13 protein-coding genes, 1 tRNA gene and 6 pseudogenes are annotated in these 16541 nt (G+C 59.4%); 4 read left to right on the top strand and 16 right to left on the bottom strand.

The window, feature by feature from the left end:
• Positions 1 to 5: 5 nt before the first annotated feature.
• The 11 genes and pseudogenes from fabG to DXA70_RS14130 all read right to left on the bottom strand — a co-directional run bounded on the left by fabG (position 6) and on the right by DXA70_RS14130 (position 9342).
• Complete coding sequence (gene fabG, locus DXA70_RS04645; protein ID WP_128117737.1) at positions 6 to 755, bottom strand: 3-oxoacyl-[acyl-carrier-protein] reductase; 750 nt, start codon at positions 753 to 755, stop codon at positions 6 to 8.
• Positions 752 to 1689 (bottom strand): annotated as a pseudogene (locus DXA70_RS04640) (ACP S-malonyltransferase). The gene fabG and the pseudogene DXA70_RS04640 overlap by 4 nt, the downstream one beginning before the upstream one ends.
• A pseudogene (locus DXA70_RS04635) lies at positions 1686 to 2751 on the bottom strand (nitronate monooxygenase family protein). The pseudogenes DXA70_RS04640 and DXA70_RS04635 overlap by 4 nt, the downstream one beginning before the upstream one ends.
• Positions 2745 to 3682, bottom strand: a pseudogene (locus tag DXA70_RS04630) (DUF561 domain-containing protein). The pseudogenes DXA70_RS04635 and DXA70_RS04630 overlap by 7 nt, the downstream one beginning before the upstream one ends.
• A gap of 4 nt (positions 3683 to 3686) precedes the next feature.
• A pseudogene (locus DXA70_RS04625) lies at positions 3687 to 4630 on the bottom strand (beta-ketoacyl-ACP synthase 3).
• Entirely contained in the window at positions 4627 to 5592 is a 966-nt protein-coding gene (locus tag DXA70_RS04620) for an acetyl-CoA carboxylase carboxyltransferase subunit alpha (protein WP_022256306.1), read from the bottom strand. Before DXA70_RS04620 ends, DXA70_RS04625 begins: the two are co-directional and overlap by 4 nt.
• Positions 5585 to 6465 (bottom strand): annotated as a pseudogene (gene accD / locus DXA70_RS04615) (acetyl-CoA carboxylase, carboxyltransferase subunit beta). Before accD ends, DXA70_RS04620 begins: the two are co-directional and overlap by 8 nt.
• A gap of 18 nt (positions 6466 to 6483) precedes the next feature.
• Entirely contained in the window at positions 6484 to 6714 is a 231-nt protein-coding gene (gene acpP, locus DXA70_RS04610) for an acyl carrier protein (RefSeq protein ID WP_022256308.1), read from the bottom strand.
• Between the two features lie 358 nt (positions 6715 to 7072).
• Positions 7073 to 8407 (bottom strand): MATE family efflux transporter, encoded by a 1335-nt coding sequence (locus DXA70_RS04605; protein WP_128117736.1) that lies wholly within the window; start codon positions 8405 to 8407, stop codon positions 7073 to 7075.
• Between the two features lie 42 nt (positions 8408 to 8449).
• Positions 8450 to 8818, bottom strand: a complete 369-nt coding sequence (locus DXA70_RS14135; protein WP_243001088.1) for an AraC family transcriptional regulator — start codon at positions 8816 to 8818, stop codon at positions 8450 to 8452.
• Positions 8764 to 9342, bottom strand: a complete 579-nt coding sequence (locus DXA70_RS14130) for an AraC family ligand binding domain-containing protein (RefSeq protein ID WP_243001086.1) — start codon at positions 9340 to 9342, stop codon at positions 8764 to 8766. Before DXA70_RS14130 ends, DXA70_RS14135 begins: the two co-directional genes overlap by 55 nt.
• Positions 9343 to 9547: 205 nt before the next feature.
• Here DXA70_RS14130 and DXA70_RS04595 point away from each other — a divergent pair, with 205 nt between their 5' ends.
• Entirely contained in the window at positions 9548 to 9796 is a 249-nt protein-coding gene (locus DXA70_RS04595) for a hypothetical protein (protein ID WP_128117735.1), read from the top strand.
• A 92-nt stretch (positions 9797 to 9888) separates the two neighbouring features.
• Here the strand turns inward: DXA70_RS04595 and DXA70_RS04590 are convergent, their stop codons facing one another.
• On the bottom strand, positions 9889 to 10266 hold the full coding sequence (locus DXA70_RS04590; RefSeq protein ID WP_112115361.1) for a PH domain-containing protein: 378 nt from the start codon (positions 10264 to 10266) through the stop codon (positions 9889 to 9891).
• A gap of 178 nt (positions 10267 to 10444) precedes the next feature.
• On the opposite strand from DXA70_RS04590, the gene DXA70_RS04585 reads away from it, so the two are divergent.
• From DXA70_RS04585 to DXA70_RS14120, 3 genes and pseudogenes are all read left to right on the top strand, one after another.
• On the top strand, positions 10445 to 11440 hold the full coding sequence (locus tag DXA70_RS04585) for a nucleoid-associated protein (RefSeq protein ID WP_128117734.1): 996 nt from the start codon (positions 10445 to 10447) through the stop codon (positions 11438 to 11440).
• Positions 11441 to 11541: 101 nt separating this feature from the next.
• A pseudogene (locus tag DXA70_RS14125) lies at positions 11542 to 11946 on the top strand (AEC family transporter); the annotation flags it as partial.
• A 184-nt stretch (positions 11947 to 12130) separates the two neighbouring features.
• Complete coding sequence (locus DXA70_RS14120; RefSeq protein ID WP_243001084.1) at positions 12131 to 12472, top strand: AEC family transporter; 342 nt, start codon at positions 12131 to 12133, stop codon at positions 12470 to 12472.
• 76 nt (positions 12473 to 12548) lie between these two features.
• On the opposite strand, the gene DXA70_RS04575 is transcribed toward DXA70_RS14120, so the two are convergent.
• The 4 genes from DXA70_RS04575 to DXA70_RS04565 form a co-directional block, all read right to left on the bottom strand.
• Positions 12549 to 13973, bottom strand: a complete 1425-nt coding sequence (locus DXA70_RS04575) for an ABC transporter ATP-binding protein (RefSeq protein ID WP_243001082.1) — start codon at positions 13971 to 13973, stop codon at positions 12549 to 12551.
• Complete coding sequence (locus DXA70_RS13745; protein WP_199522847.1) at positions 13949 to 14434, bottom strand: hypothetical protein; 486 nt, start codon at positions 14432 to 14434, stop codon at positions 13949 to 13951. The genes DXA70_RS04575 and DXA70_RS13745 overlap by 25 nt, the downstream gene beginning before the upstream one ends.
• The gene (locus DXA70_RS04570) at positions 14427 to 16211 is read right to left on the bottom strand and encodes an ABC transporter ATP-binding protein (protein WP_128117733.1); all 1785 of its coding nucleotides are present in this window, start codon (positions 16209 to 16211) and stop codon (positions 14427 to 14429) included. The genes DXA70_RS13745 and DXA70_RS04570 overlap by 8 nt, the downstream gene beginning before the upstream one ends.
• A gap of 223 nt (positions 16212 to 16434) precedes the next feature.
• Positions 16435 to 16510 (bottom strand) — tRNA-Gly (locus tag DXA70_RS04565).
• Positions 16511 to 16541: the final 31 nt, after the last annotated feature.

The following is a 16541-nucleotide window of genomic DNA, read 5'->3' as shown; positions in this document are numbered from 1 at the left end:
TCCTTTTACATTGCCATGCCGCCGTCTACACAGAGCACCTGCCCGGTGAGATAGCCGCTTTGTTCGGCAGCGAGGAACGCCACCGCGTTTGCCACATCCTCCGGCTGGCCCACACGGCCCAGCGGGATGCCCTTTGTCATTTCCGCCTGAACCGCTTCGGGCAGGACAGCCGTCATATCCGTTGCAATAAAGCCGGGGGCTACCGCATTGACCGTAACGCCGCGGCTGGCCAGCTCCCGGGCCAGGCTCTTGGTCAGGCCGATGAGGCCTGCCTTGCTGGCGGCGTAGTTGGTCTGGCCTGCGTTGCCCCGCAGGGCCACCACGCTGCTGAGGTTGATGATCCGGCCAGAGCGCTGACGGACCATCCGGCGGGCAGCCTCCTTGCAGCAGAGGAATGCTCCCTTGAGGTTGGCGTTGAGGACTTTGTCAAAATCCTCCTCGCTCAGCCGCAGGATCAAATTATCCCGGGTGACACCGGCGTTGTTCACGAGGATATCCACCCGGCCAAAGGCGTTGACCGCCTCTTCAAACAGTTTTTTACAGCCCTCGGCGGTGGAGACATCGGCCTGTACGGCCACAGCCTGCACGCCCAGAGTGGTGCACTGGGCCACCGTCTCAGCAGCAGCATCCACACCGTGGCAGTAGTTGACCACCACATTGCAGCCCTGTTTGGCCAGAGCCACGCAGATGGCACGGCCAATGCCCCGGCTGCCGCCGGTGACAACGGCAGCACGCTTCACCACAGCTTCGCTCATGCGTGGGCCTCCTTCCACTTGGTCAGGAACGCGGCCAGCTCCTCCGCCGTTTCCACGGCAGTGCAGGGCACGTCCGGTCCCAGCGTCTTTTTGACAAAGCCGCTCAGTGCCTTGCCCGGGCCAACTTCCAGGATCTCGGTGACGCCCAGCTCACCCAGGCGGCGGAGGGTATCCTCCATGTAAACACTGCTCTGCACCTGCTTTTCCAGCAGCGCCGGGATGGAATCCTCCGCGCTCTTTTCATGGCCTAAGCAGTTGAAGAGAACGGGAGTTTCATCTCTCCGAAGTTCTCAGTGGCAAAGCGCTTGGCCAGCGCGTCCCCTGCCGGGGCCATCAGCCGGGTGTGGAACGGGCCGCTGACCTTGAGGGGGATACAGCGGCGGGCACCGGCGGCTTTTGCCAGCTCGGCAGCCTTTTCCACAGCGGCTTTCTCGCCGCCGATGACCAGCTGACCCGGGCAGTTGTAATTGCAGATTTGAACAACACCCAGTGCGGAAGCCTCTTCGCAGCATTTTGCGAGGGCGTCCCGGTCCAGGTTCATCACAGCGGTCATGCCGCAGTCGATGCCTTTGGCGGCATCGGCCATCGCCTTGCCGCGGTAAGCCGCCAGTTCCACCGCCTGCTTGGCCGTAAAGACGCCTGCAGCCTGCAGGGCGGAATACTCACCCAGCGAGAGGCCGGCCAGATCATCCGCCTTGACGCCGTTTTCCTGCAAAACAGCCGTCACGCCGGCCGCAAAGGCCACCATGCAGGGCTGGGTGTATTCGGTCTGATTCAAAACGCCGTCCGGGTCTTCAAAGCAGACGCTGTGCAGGTCAAAATCCAGCGCGGCGGCATCAAAAGCGGCCCGGAAAGCGGGATATGCTTCGTAAAGGTCTTTGCCCATGCCGGGGTGCTGACTGCCCTGCCCGGCGTAAAGAATGGCAAGTTTCATTGGTGTTTCCTCCAATCGTCCATCAGTTCATCCATCAGCTCCCGGACGCTGCGCATCCGGTCCAGCTGCCCCACGTTGGCCCCGCAGAAGAACAGGCCCTCTTCCACATTGCCCTTGACCGCTTCAATCAGCGCGTGGGTAATGCAGTAGGGTACTTTTGCAGGGTCGCAGGCTTTCAGGCAGCGGGCGCACCGTTTCGGGGGGAAGCGCAGGCCCTCGGCCAGCTTCTGCACCAGCGGGGTGTTCAGCGCCGGCCGGGCATTCCCACCGGGCTGTGGATGATCCGGACATCCTCCGGCTGTGCCGCCAGCAGGACATCTTTATAGGTCTGGCTGGCGTCGCACTCATAGGTCGGGATGAATCGTGTGGCCAGCTGGGCACCGGCGGCTCCCAGCCGGGCATAGTGGGCGATGTCCTCGCCCGTGTAAACGCCGCCCGCCACAAACACGGGGATGGCGTGGCCGAACTGCTCCTCGTAGGGTTTTACCTCCGCAAGGACTTCCGGCAGAATTTCATCTAAGGTCTGGCATTTGCCTGCCAGCAGCTCTTCCTCGGAAAAGCCAAGGTGTCCGCCCGCCTTGCAGCCCTCAATGACCACAAAATCAGCGGTACGGCCAAAGGATTTGGCCCAGCGGCGCAAGATCAGCTTGGCCGCCCGGCCGCTGGATACGATGGGTGCCAGCGCCACATCGGCTTTTTCCACCAGACCGGGCAGCTCCAGCGGGAGCCCGGCCCCCGAGACGATGGCGTCCACTCCCGCCTCCACCGCTGTTTTCACGGCGTCGGCATAGTTCTGGGTGGCAACCATGGCGTTGATGGCCACAAGGCCCGCACCATTGGCGATCTCTTTTGCTTTTTTGATCTCCGCCGCCAGGGCGCGGCGGTTGGCACCGACCGGGTCTTTGGCAAATCCGGTTCCCGGTAGCCGGTGTCGGCGGTGGAGATGCACCCCATGCCGCCGCAGGCCGCCACGGCTCCGGCCAGCCCGCCCAGGGAAACGCCCACGCCCATGCCGCCCTGTAAGATGGGGACTGCAAGGGGTTTGCCCGCGAGGGTCAGCATAGCTCACTCAGCGCGGCCATGCGCTGCCTCCCACTCTCCCACAGCTCATCCAGAATGGCAGCTACCGGGCGCACCTCATGGAGCATTCCGGCCACCTGACCGGCCATCAGGCTGCCCGTGGCAGTGTCGCCCTCAAAGACGGCACGGCGCAGGCTGCCCAGCGTGTATTTTTCCAGCTCCATCTTATCGGCACCGGCCTTTTCCTGCCGAACATATTCCCGGCTCATCCGGTTTTTCAAAACACGGACGGGGGTGCCGCCAATGCGGCCCGTTACGATGGTGTCACTGTCCTTGGCCCGGAGGAGGGCCGCTTTGTAGTTTTCGTGGATGGGGCACTCCTCGCTCACCAGCAGGCAGGTGCCCACCTGAGCACCGCAGGCCCCCAGCGCAAAAGCTGCTGCCAGCTGGCGGCCATCGGCAATGCCGCCCGCCGCGATAACCGGGACATTGACGGCATCCACTACCTGGGGCACCAGGGCCATGGTGGTCATCTCGCCCACATGGCCGCCGCTCTCGGTGCCTTCGGCGATGATGGCATCCACGCCCAGCGGCTCCAGATGCTTTGCCAGCACGGCGGCGGCCACCACGGGGATGACTTTGATGCCGGCTTCTTTCCACATCTGGATATACTTGCCCGGGTTGCCCGCGCCGGTGGTGACCACCTGCACGCCCTCTTCCACCACGATCTTTGCAAACTCATCTGCAAGAGGGTGCATCAGCATGATGTTGACGCCAAAGGCTGGTCGGTCAATGCCTTGCAGCGGCGGATGTTCTCCCGCAGGGTATCCCCATCCCGCATTCCGCCCGCGCCGATGAGGCCCAGGGCCCCCGCATTGGAGCAGGCGGCCGCAAACTCGCCGGTGGCGATGTTGGCCATACCGCCCTGAATGATGGGGTACTTCGTCCCCAGAATCTCGTTTAGAAGTTTCATTTTTTCAACCTTTGTATGTCAGAATCATGCCGCCCCAGGTGAGGCCGCCGCCAAAGCCAATGCAGGCCACCCGCTGGCCGGGAGTCAGCTTCCCCGCTTCGGCCAGCTCATTGAGGGCCACCGGAATGCTGGCAGCACTGGTGTTGCCGTGGCGGTCCATGTTCTTGTAGAACTTGGCCGGGTCGGCATTCAGGTGTTTGATGCAGTGGTCGATGATCCGGCTGTTGGCCTGATGGCAGACCACCCAGTCCAGATCGTCCAGCGTCAGTCCTGTCTCAGCCAAAACCTTGTTCAAGCTCTTGGGCAGGGCATCCACCGCAAAGCGGAAAACAGCCTTGCCGTCCATGGTAATGGGCGCAGAACCAGCCCGATCAGGCCCGCCTGCGTGGATGGCATCATTGCCCCGGGCTCCCAGCGTGATGGCGAAAGGAGTATCGGCCAGCGCGTAAACGGCCGCGCCTGCGCCATCTCCAAGAGGACACAGGTAGAGCGGTCGGTTGGGTCCATCAGACGGGAAAGGGCCTCGCACCCTACCACCAGCGCATACTGCCCGCCCAGTGTGGTGAGCAGGCCGCGGGCCACGGCGGTGCCGTAGACAAAACCGGAGCAGGCCGCGTTGACGTCCAGTGCCGGGCGATCTTCGGGCAGGCCCAGCGCACGCTGTACCTGACAGGCCACGCTCGGGGTCGCGTCCGGGGCCGAGAGGGTAGCACAGACACAACAGGCGATCTGCTCCGGGGCCAGGCCGCTGCGTTCCAGCGCCTGCCGGGCGGCTGCGATCGCCAGGGTGGCCGCGCTCTCCCCCTCCGTGCACCAGTGCCGGGTGCGGATGCCCGTGCGAGTGGTGATCCACTCGTCGCTGGTGTCCACGACGCGGCTCAGATCTTCGTTGGTGACCGTGCGGCCGGGCAGTGCCCCGCCGGTTGCGATCAGCTGTAACCCGTTCATGCTTTCCTCGTTTCCCCGATCTGGCGGTATTTTTTATAGCGCTGCTCGGCCAGGGCCTTGCCGTTCATCTTGCAGAGAGTGCGCAGATGGTTTTTCAGGGCCGTGTCCAGCGCCGCGTACAGAGCCGCGTGGCTGCGCTGCGCGCCGCCCACCGGCTCCGGGATGATCTCTTCCACAATCCCATCCCGATAGAGGTCCTGGGCCGTCAGCTTCATCAGCTCACAGGCCTCGCCGCTGCGGGAAGAATCTTTCCACAGGATGCTGGCAAAGCCCTCCGGACTGAGCACCGAGTAAACGGCGTTTTCCAGCATGAGGATGTGGTTTGCCACGCCCAATGCCAGTGCACCGCCGCTGGAGCCCTCGCCCGTAACGACGGCAATGATAGGCACAGTCAGGCCGCTCATCTCCATCAGGTTGCGGGCGATGGCCTCGCCCTGACCCCGTTCCTCGGCTTCCTTGCCGGGGTAAGCGCCCGGCGTGTCAATAAAGGTAATGATGGGGCGGCCAAATTTTTCGGCCTGCTTCATCAGGCGCAAGGCCTTACGGTACCCCTCAGGGCCCGGCATTCCAAAATTGCAGGCCATGTTTTCTTCCAGTGTGGCACCCTTGCGGTGACCGATGACGGTCACGGGCATCCCGTGGAATTTGGCGATGCCGCCCAGAATGGCCCGGTCTTCCCGGCACTGGCGGTCACCGCACTGCTCAAAGAAATCGGTAAACAGGGCGTTGACGGTCTCGTCGATGTGGGGGCGGGCCGGATGCCGGGCCAGAAAGACCCGGTCTTCGGCGGTCAGCGGGCCGCAGCTGCGGAGGATCTCATCCTCCTCCACAGCCAGCTCCGCCAGCTCAGAGGCATGGGCCGTGATGGCGCTCATATCGCTCTCTTCGTCGGCTGCATTGCCGCGCAGGGCTGCGATCTGGGCATCCAGCGGAGCAAGCTGCTCCAAAAGGTCTTTAATCATTCCGTCTTCCTCCCTCTGCGTGGAGCTGCAGCAGCTGGATCAGCGTAGCGCGCAGCTCACTGCGGGGCACCACCTTATCCACAAAGCCGTGCTCCAGCTGGAACTCACTGCGCTGGAAGCCCGCCGGCAGTGTCTCGCCGATGGTCTGCTCGATGACGCGGGGGCCGGCAAAGCCGATGAGTGCCCCGGGCTCGGCCAGCATGATATCGCCCAGGCTGGCAAAGCTGGCGGTGACACCGCCCGTGGTGGGGTGGGTCAGCACACTGATGTACAGCCCGCCCTTGCTGGAAAAGCGCTCAATGGCAGCGCTGGTCTTGGCCATCTGCATCAGGCTGAAAATGCCTCCTGCATCCGGGCGCCGCCGCTGGCCGAGAAGATGACCAGAGGCAGGTGCTTGCTGGTAGCATACTCAATGGCGCGGGTGATCTTATCGCCCACAGCCGTGCTCATGCTGCCCATAAAGAAGCGGCTGTCCAGCACCGCGGCCACGCAGGCCACGCCGCCGATCCGACCCACGGCCGTGACGGCAGCTTCGCTCAGGCCTGTCTTCGCCGTTGCCCCTGCCAGCTTTTCCGGATAGCCCGGGAAATGGAGGACATCCTGCGGAGGCAGCGACTCATCCAGCTCCCGGAAACTGCCATGGTCCAGCACAAGGCTGAGCCGATAGTAGCCGCCGATGGGCAGGTGGAAGCCGCAGTTGGGGCAGACGAAAAAGCTTTTGGCCCAGATCTGCCGGGTAGTGCGGCGGCCGCACTGCTTACACTCCACAAACTGGGGTTCTGTCCAGGCCACGCCGACGTCACGCCGGGCCTTGAGCTGGAACGTGCGTTCCCGCATTTTGCCGCCGGGGAGCAGGTCTCTGATATCGTTCATCTCGCTTGCCTCGGTACCTTATTCCGCGTGGGCCGTCAGGTAGTTAAAGATATCGCCCACGGTCTTCATGTTGGCCAGCTCCTCATCGGAGATGGAGACGCCGAATGCATCTTCCAGAGCCATGTTCAGTTCCACTGCATCCAGGCTGTCGGCCTCCAGGTCCTCGGTCAGGCTGGCCTCCATGGTCACCTTGTCTTCCTCGCAGTTCAGGGTGTCAACAACGATCTTCTTCATCTCATCGAAAGTCATAGTAATGGTCTCCTTTTATCAAATGGTTTATCTTGTGTGTTTCAAATTGTTTACCTAAAGTTTTTGAGTTGTCGAACAAGGCCATTATATCGAATTCCGGTCGGATGTCAAGAGTTTTATCTAAAAAGTTTTAGCTTTTACAGTTCTTTCACAAGTATTTATCAAACCAAACAAAAGTTTTCGTTGTGTAAATCCCTGTTTTGGGCGCAAAAAGGCCCTCCCACGCAACTGGTGAGAGGGCTTCGCCGATTCTTAATTTACCGCAAGCATCTTATATTAAACCCATCACCCCGGCGCCAAAGCGTCCAGATCCATCCCCTTGAAAAGCGTCTCGCCATGGCACATCAGCAGATGGTTTTCATGCTGCTGCCTTCGTTTTCTTATTCTTGAAATAATAGCCAATGCCAATGGCGTCCGCCAGTGCCCAGCCAATGGGCACACTGAGCCAGATGCCCGTCACGCCCAGTGGAGTGGCCGAGAGCAGGTAGGCCAGCGCCACACGGGTGCCCAGCGAAGCAATGGTCAGGATGACCGACATCCCGGGCTGATTGACGGCCCGGTAATAGCCGTACAGCAAAAACAGGGTGCCGATGCCGATGTAGCAAGCTCCCTCGATGCGGAGGTAGTGGACACCTGCCGCCACGATCTCTGTCTGGGCCGGGTCAATGAAGATCTGCATGAGCGGGGCCGCAAAGAGACAAACCAGCACACTGATACAGACGCAGAATACCGCAGAGGTCGCGGCGGCGCTGCGGATGCCTTTCCGGATCCGCTCCGGCTGGTTGGCCCCGTAGTTCTGGGCCACATAGGTGGAGAACGCGTTGCCGAAATCCTGCACCGGCATATAGGCAAAGGAATCAATTTTGACCGCCGCTGCAAAGGCCGCCATGATGACCGTGCCAAAGCTGTTGACGAGCCCCTGCACCATCAGGATGCCAAAGTTCATGATGGACTGCTGGACGCTGGTCATAACGGACAGATTCAGGATGGTTCCCAGATTGTGCTTGTCCCACCTGCAGTCTTCCCGTCGGGGGCAGAGCTCCGGGAACTGCTTTAAGGTATAAAGCCCGATGCCCACTCCGGATACAAACTGGGAAAACACGGTGGCGATGGCCGCACCCTGGACGCCCCAGTGGAGCACCAGCACACAGACCAGGTCCAGCACCACGTTCAGGATCGACGACACTGCCAGAAAGACCAGCGGCACCATCGAGTTCCCGATAGCCCGGAGCAGATTTGCAAAGTAGTTATACAAAAAAGTGGCAAAAATGCCGCCGAAGATCATAACGAGGTACTGCTTCATCAGCGGGCGGATCTCCACCGGGACCCGCAGCACCCACAAAATGCCGTTGAGGCCCAGATAAACCAGCAGGTTGACTGCCAGCGAGATGCCCGCAATGAGGGCAAAGGACTGGAACACGCTCTGCCGCATCCGGGCCTCTTCCCCACCGCCATACTGCATGGAGATGGCCGCGCCGCTGCCCATACACAGGCCCAGCACAATGGAGGTAAGGAATGTCATCAGGGTGTAAGACGAACCCACGGCGGCCAGAGCGTCCGCTCCGAGGAAGCGGCCCACCACCCAGGTATCGGCAATGTTATACATCTGCTGCAAGAGGTTGCCGCACATCAGCGGCAGGGCAAACAGCAGCATATTGCGGGTAATGGGCCCTTGGGTAAGACTGCACTGCATAATAAACGGATTCTCCTTTTCCGATTTTTTCCAACTCCTGTTTTATGCTTCCAAGCCGAAGCGCTGCCGGTATTCCAGCGGCGTACAGTGTTTCACCTCACGGAATGTTTTAATAAAGTAGCTGCCATCCGCAAAACCGCACTCAGCCCCGATCTCCCCGGTCTTGAGGCGGGTGGAACGGAGGAGTTCAGCGGCCTTTTCCACCCGGTACTGCTTGACATACTGGATGGGGGTGGTTCCCAGCAGCTGCCGGAACGAGCGCAGGCAAGCACTCTCGCTCAGAGCCACACAGGCGGCGATCTTCTCCACGGTCAGCTCCTCCGCATAGTGCTCCTCCACAAAGCGGAGCATCTGCTTCATCCGCTCGGCCGCGATCTGCTCCTGCTGGGAGACTTTGGTCTTGCCGCCCACGCACTGGGTGCTGAGGAGCCGCAGCGCCGCCGAGAGATGATACCGCGCCCGGTTCTCATAATCAAAGGCTCATCGGCCACCTCCCGCCAGGCATCCCGCAGGCAGGCCAGCACCTCTTTCTGCCAGGGCACCGCCTCATTGAGGAGGAAGAACGCCGGAGCTCCCGGCTGGGTCATGGGTTTGATGAGCTTCTGCCAGAAGATGGTGTCCATACCGCCCACCAGCCGCGGGTGGAACACGCTGGAGTGAAGCAGGGCGGGGCTCTGCTCCACCGCATGAAGCGCCCCGGAGTTCACAAAAATACCCTCTCCCTGATTCAGGCGGACGCGGGTCTTGTTCACATCCACATACAAAATGCCTTTTTCCGATAGGATATACTCAAATTCCTCGTGCCAGTGCCATGCCACGGAATCTGCCGTCATGTCCTCCGCATAGCACGCGATGGGGAACATCGGGCTTCCGTGTTGTGCCAGCTCCCGGCCCTCCGAGCTTGCCACAACATTGTTGCAGACCTGTACCGCCATATTTGCCAATTCCTTTCCCCACATGAATGTTAGTTTTTTATCCAAGCCGATTTTGTTGTATAAATCGGGTGCTTTTATTCTACTACATCCACCTGTTTTATGGTATTATTTCATCAGAGCTGCAAGCTCAGTATAACACCGCGACGGACGGAAAACAACCGCCCGCACCCGATGTCTCTAAACCTGTTTTCTAGGAGGTATTTTTATGCTTCGGATTCAATATCTTGATAAAGACCGTTTTATGCACCAGGTTGCTGCCAGCAAGGGCAGTGTTTACCTGCATCTGGACAATGGCGAGACCTGCGACCTGAAGAAGGATTCTGCCGCCACCGAGCTGTTCCAGATGATGAATGCCCCCGCCAAGGGCTTTTCCATCAGCGTGGCCGACCCTGCTGACGTGACGGGCTTCCTGCACTATATGCTGGAGGCCGGCCGCAAGGACCGCGCCTGCTAAATGCCATCATCTCATTCACATATTACAGCAAAACGAGAGACCCGCCCCGGCGTGCAATGCCCCGGAGCGGGCCTTTCGTTTGCTTTGCTGTTTTACAGGATGCAGCGGCTGATGGCCTTTGCCACCGCCAGCAGTTCCTCCTGCCCGATAAAGCCAAACTTCATCTCGTGCTCATCCGCATAGCAGACCGTCAGCTGTGAGGTCTGCAGCGGGTCGCCAAAGCCGGCCGTCTGGATGCCGAAATGGACGATCTTCCGGTAGGGCAGCACAAAGATCTCCTGCCGGGTGCCCGTGACGCCCTGCATATCCACAATAAAAATACGGTGGGAGGTAAACACGGCCTGGTCACGCACCGTCTTGTAGGCTCCCACGATCTGCTCGCCGTCCAGCAGCAGCTCCTGCACATTTTTGCAGATCTCTTTTTCTTTGACGCGGATGAGGTTCTGCATCGGTTTATCCCGAAATTCCATTCTGTCTTCCCCTTTCAGCGCTGCAGCGCAGTTCATTCTGTGTCCAGTATAGCATCTGTAGCGTGGTGTTGCAAGATGTCCGGCTCTCGCTTTTGGGCGCGGGATATGTTATAATTCACTTCGAGAACTTCTGCCCCGCTCCCGGGGCCCAAAATAAACGAGAACCGTGAGGGATATTATGGAGATCATCATTCATCAGGCCATTCTGCATGTGCTGGACACCACACTGGACGCCCCGGTGCTCAGCGGCAGCTGCATGGAGCCTACCGCCGAGAAAATGGCATACCTGCAATACCACATTGAAAAACTGCTGGCCAGCGATGACATCCGCCAGTGCCGTCCCCTGCCCGACTCCGCGTTTCGGAACGAGCTGGAACAGAACAAGGATTTCGTGGACCTCTCCTGCCGGATCGCGGGTGTCCTGTTTGATTACATGCACGCCCACACCACCATCCCCGGGGCAGACCTGGCCGTGGTGGATTTCACCCGGGATGGCGAGCCCTGGTTGGGGATCCTGAAACTGAACTACAAAAACGGCTACACCCATTACACCGAGGAGGTGGGCGGAGCCCCCGTCAACTCCATTATCCAGCAGCGGGCCTGCCTGCCCACCCAGAGCGGCAAGGTGGAGGAGGGTGCCCTTGTGGACCTGACCGATTACTCCATGCGTCTGCTGGAAAAGAAATACGACATCGACGGCCACAAAGAGTTTTACCTCTCCACGGTGGTGTTCCAGTACACCCAGGCCGAGCCCGAAAAGAAAAAGCTGCAGGCCATCCAGGAAGCCGCTGCCCAAGCTGTGAAAGACAGCTATGCCGACGAGCCCCACGCCGAGGCACAGGTAGCCATGCTCATCGCCAATCAGGCCTCTGACAACGACAATAAAGTCACTGTGGAGCAGGTGCGCAGACAGCTGGCCGAGGACTACCCGCTGGCCGCCGTCCCCTTTGATGACTATGTGGAGAAAAGCGACGTGCTGGAACCTGCCATGCACGACCAGCCCGTGACGGTGACGCCTGCCCGCATCCGCCGGATGGAAAGCCGCAGCATCCACACTGCCAACGGCATTGAGGTCAAGATCCCTACCGAGATGCTTTCCGAGGATTCGGCCGTGGAGTTCCTCCACGATGCGGACGGCAGTGTCTCCCTCCTTATTAAAAATGTGATTTTGTAATTTTACCGCGCTCCCTCTTGCAATTTCAGTCTTTCTATGGTATACCCGTGTTGTATTCTTCGTAATGTTTTTGATTGTCTGGATTGCAAGGAGGATTCTTTATGGAGTTGGCTCTTATCTGCGCCCAACAGGTCATTGTGCTGTTTCTGCTCATTGGGGTGGGCACGTTGGCTGTCAAAACGGGTGTCCTGAAGCTGGAACACAAACAGCCGCTGTCCAATCTGCTGGTCAACATCGTGGTCCCGGCCATGATCGTAAACTCCTATCAGATGGAGTTCAGCCTTGAAATCCTGCGCAACCTGCTGGCGGCGTTCGGCCTGAGCATCCTCACCATTGCACTGGGCACCGTGCTCACGCTGGCCCTCACCGCCCGCCGCAAGAACAGCCGGACCGCGATCTTCCGCTTCGCCAGCATCTTTTCCAATGCAGCTTACATGGGCTTCCCGCTCATCTCGGCCCTGTTCGGCTCGGAGGGGCTGCTTTACGCCAGCGCCTATGTCACGGTGTTCAACGTCCTGCTCTGGACGCTGGGCTACAGCATGGTCAGCGGCAGCTCTGACCCCAAAGCCGTGGTGAAGAGCCTGGCCCACACCCCGGCCATTTACGCTGTCCTGGTCGGCCTGGCCATTTACCTCCTGCAAATCCCCACTCCCTGCCCTGCTGGCCCAGCCCATCTCCCTGCTGGGTGCCATGAACACCCCTCTTTCCATGCTCATCACCGGAATGCTGATCGCGGCGGGCGATTTAAAGAGCATCGTCTGCAGCCGCCCCATCTGGAAACTGGCCGCCGTGCGGATGCTGGTCATCCCGGCCCTCTGCCTTGGGGCCTTTGCTCTGCTGGGGCTGTTCCGCTTCGGGATGGCCGCACAGGTCGTGCTGCTGCTCGAGTGCTGCCCCGCCGCTGCCATCACCTCGGTGTTTGCGGTGCAGTTCGGCCACGATGAGCAGTTTGCCGCCGGGTGCGTTGTACTCACCACCCTGCTCAGCATCCTCACCCTGCCGCTGTGCGCGCTGGTGCTCACGATGGCGTAAAACGAAAATGTTCTCAAAAAACGCTCCTGCAAAGGGTCTTGGCCCAATGCGGGAGCGTTTTGTCTTTTGATTTCCTTTATTGCAGATTCAGCTGCTCTTTGTGGTATTGCAGCGTGTAGAGCTGGTAATACCGCCCGTGCCGGGCCAGCAGCTGCTGGTGAGTGCCCTGCTCCAGAATTTTGCCGTGCGAGAGCACAATGATGTTGTCCGCGTGCTGAATGGTGGACAGGCGGTGAGCCACAATGAGCATAGTGCCCACCGAGCGCATCTTTTCCAGCGAATCCTGGATCAGCAGCTCGGTCTCGGTGTCGATGTTGGCGGTGGCCTCGTCCAGGATCATCACGCTGGGCTTGTGCAGGATGGTGCGGGCAAAACTGAGCAGCTGGCGCTGGCCTGCCGAGAAGTTGTTGCCCCGCTCCCGGACTTCCTCGTCCAGACCGTGGTCCAGCTTGTTGATGAAGTGGTCCGCATTGACATAGCGGCAGACCTCCATAATTTCTTCATCCGGGATGTTCTCCTCCCGCAGGACGATGTTGGAGCGGATGGTGCCCGAGAAGAGGAAAACATCCTGCAGCATCTGGCCGAAGTGCTTCCGCAGGCAGGAAATTTTGATCTTGCGGATGTTGATGCCGTCAATCAAAATCTCACCTCTCTGGAACTCATAGTTGCGGCAGATGAGGGAGAGAATCGTGCTCTTGCCGGAGCCCGTGGAGCCCACGAATGCCACGGTCTGGCGGGGGTTCACATGGAACGAAACGCCCTGCAGCACCCACTCGCCGGGGATATAGCTGAACCAGACATCCTTGAATTCGATCTCGCCCTTGATGTCCTCCAGCTCGATGGCGTCCGGGGCATCCTGCATCTTGGGCTCAATGTCCATGATGGAGAAAACTTTCTCCGACGACGCAAAGGCCGACTGCAGCCAGTTGAATTGCTCCGCCAGGTTCTGGATCGGCGTAAAGAACTTGGAGATGTACATGTAGAACGTGACGATGGTGCCGGACGAAATGCTCTGCCCCAGGAACGTGGCCCCCGTCAGGTGGCCCATGCCGCCCAGATAGAACAGGCAGAGAATGGAACTGATATAAAGCATATACACCAGCGGGCGGAACACGCCAAAAACGAAGATCTGCTCCTGGGTCGCCCGGGCCAAAGTCTGGCTCTTCTGGCGGAACTCGGTCATCTTCTCGTCTTCCCGGCCAAAGATCTGGGTCACTTTGATGCCAGAGAGGTTCTCGGAAAGATAGGTATTGATGTCGGTCGTGGCATCTTTCACCTTGCGGTAAGCCCGGCGGGAGAACTTGCGGAAGATGACCGTGAAGATGACGATGAACGGCACAAAACAGAGCACCATCAGGGTCAGCTCATAGTTGAGGCAGAGCATCGCCACCAGAATGCCCAGAATGACGAACGCGTTCTTGGTCAGGTTGACCAGCAAGTTTGTAAACATCATCGAGATGGCGTTGGTGTCGTTGGTCACGCGGGTGACCAGCTTGCCCACCGGGATCTCATTGAGCTGTTCGTGAGCCAGTGACTCGATGTGGGTAAACAGGTCTTCGCGAGGTCGGAAATGATGCGCTGCCCCACTTTCTGGAGGATGACGGCCTGGAAATAGGTGCTCAGCATCGAGAAGACGAGCACGCCCGCATAGACCGCCACCGAGGCAAACAGATGGTCGAGGGTAAAGTCCCCTACCACCAGCTCTTCAATATAGCCCACGATGAGAGGAGACGCGATATCGTAACTGATGGAGAAGAGGACCAGAAAGCCCACAATGATGAATTTTCCGCCATAGGGCTTGGCGTACTGGATCAGACGGCGGACGATCTCGCCATCGGCCATATTCCGTTCAAAGCCCATGGATCCTTTCTTGTCCCTGACGGAGGCGTAGGCAAACACCAGCAGGGCCGTGACCACACCAATAACGGCTCCCACCAGCAGAAGCGGATTCACATTAGCCATTGCTGTCACCTCCTACCTCATCTTCCAGCCGCTGGAGGTCCACCATCCGGCGATACTCGGGGCAGGAAGCATACAGGCTGTCGTGGGGGCCCACGGCCTCCACCCGGCCATCCTCAAGGAAGATGATCTTGTCCAGCCCCTCCACCGTGGAAATGCGGTGGGCAATGAGGAGGGTGGTCTTCCCTGCCCGGCTGGCCTTGAGGTTGTCCAGAATGATCTTCTCGGTGCGGGTGTCCACGGCCGAGACGGAATCGTCCAGAATCAGGATGGGCGCGTTCTTGAGCAGGGCGCGGGCAATGGAGATGCGCTGCTTCTGGCCGCCGGAAACGGTCACACCGCGCTCGCCCAGCACGGTCTCATAACCGTCTTTAAAATCCACGATGTTGTCACGGACGTCCGCCAGCGCGGCAGCACGGTCAATGTCCTCCCGGGTAGCGTCATCCACACCGAACCCGATGTTATGGGCGATGGTGTCCGAGAAGAGGAAGTTGTCCTGCGGGACATAGGCGCAGGCGTTGCGCACCGAGTGGATGGAAACGGTGTTGACGTCTTTGCCATCCACAAACAGGGTGCCGTCCGGCACGTTGTAGGTACGAAGCAGCAGGTCTACCAGAGCGGTCTTGCCCGCGCCCGTCTTGCCCACGATGCCCACTCTCTCGCCGGGCTGGATCGTGAAGCTGATGTTTTTGAGCACATCGAACTCGCCGTCCGGGTAGCGGAACGTCAGGTCCCGGAATTCCACGCCGCCCTGCACATTGGCCAGATCCGGCACGCCGGGACGGTCAGCCACATCAATGGGGGCATCCAGCAGCTCGGTGATGCGGTTGAGGGACGCCTTGCCACGGGAGGATTTTTCAATGAGCATGGCCACGGCCATGATGGGCCAGACGATGGCCTCAAAGTAACCGATGTACTCCACCAGCTGGCCCGCGTTGAACCGCCCGACGTAGACAAGATAGCCGCCAAAACCCAGAATCACGCAGATGACCGACTCCACAAACAGGGTGACCATGATCTCCAGCAGCACCGAGATGCGGGTATACTCCACGTTGATCTTCTCGTTTTCCTTGTTGAGCTTCCGGAACGCGATCAGCTCTTTCAGTTCCTTGACAAAGGCCTTGATGACCGCGATGCCGGAGAAATTCTCCTGCGCGAAGTCTGAGAGGTCGGAGAAAGCCTGCTGGCGCTTCTCCCAGGTCTTGGTCATCGTCTTGCCCATCACGGTGCCAATGGCCAGCATCAGCAGCGCCGGGATCAGGGCCAGCAGCGTGAGCTGGTGATCCATGTTCCACATTTTATAAAGGGCCAGCAGGCCAAGGGTCAGGGCATCAAAAAACATGAGCACGCCATCGCCAAAGCACTCTTGGATGGTATCCAGGTCGTTGGTGTACAGGCTCATCAGGTTGCCCACCTTGTTGACCTGATAATATTGCTGGGAGAGCTGGCGGCTGTGGTCAAACATCCGCTCCCGCAGATCTGCCGTGACCCGCACGGCACTGCCAAAGAAGCAGACGCGCCACAAAAAGCGGCCCAGCACCATCAATATAATAATGTAAATCATAGGCAGGCAGATGTGCTGGAACAGCACCTCTTTACCAAAAGCCACAGTCTGCCCGTCCACGACCACCTGCCCCAGATTGACCCCATTGATCACCAGCCGGTAAAGCCGGGGGATCAAAAGCTGGATGTAGTCTACCGTCAGCAGTGCCGCCAGGCCCAGCAGAAGCACCGGAGCATTCTTGAGGTAGTAGCGGTTGATGTACTTGCCAAAGATCACTGCAATGTTTCCCTCCTTTTTCTATCCATCAGCAAAAACGCGCACAAAGGCGAGCCGCCCTGCCCGCAAGGCAGGCCCGGCTCGCCCTATATGCTTTTCAAAACCGAACGATACCAGTATAAGGGCATTCGCAGATTCTGTCAACATCTGCAAACTTTCCCACTCCGAGAATCAAACAAAAAAGCCATCATCTTTGCAATACGCATTGATGATGGCTTCGTGTTGGAGCGGCCGACGAGGCTCGAACTCGCTACCTCCACCTTGGCAAGGTGGCGCTCTACCAGATGAGCTACGGCCGCATACAGATAACGCTTTGCGTTATCTCGGGGC

Origin of the sequence: Faecalibacterium sp. OF04-11AC, assembly GCF_003460645.1 — a bacterium.
Taxonomy (GTDB): Bacteria; Bacillota; Clostridia; order Oscillospirales; family Ruminococcaceae; genus Faecalibacterium; species Faecalibacterium prausnitzii_I.
This window is presented reverse-complemented; position numbering and strand designations above follow the sequence as displayed.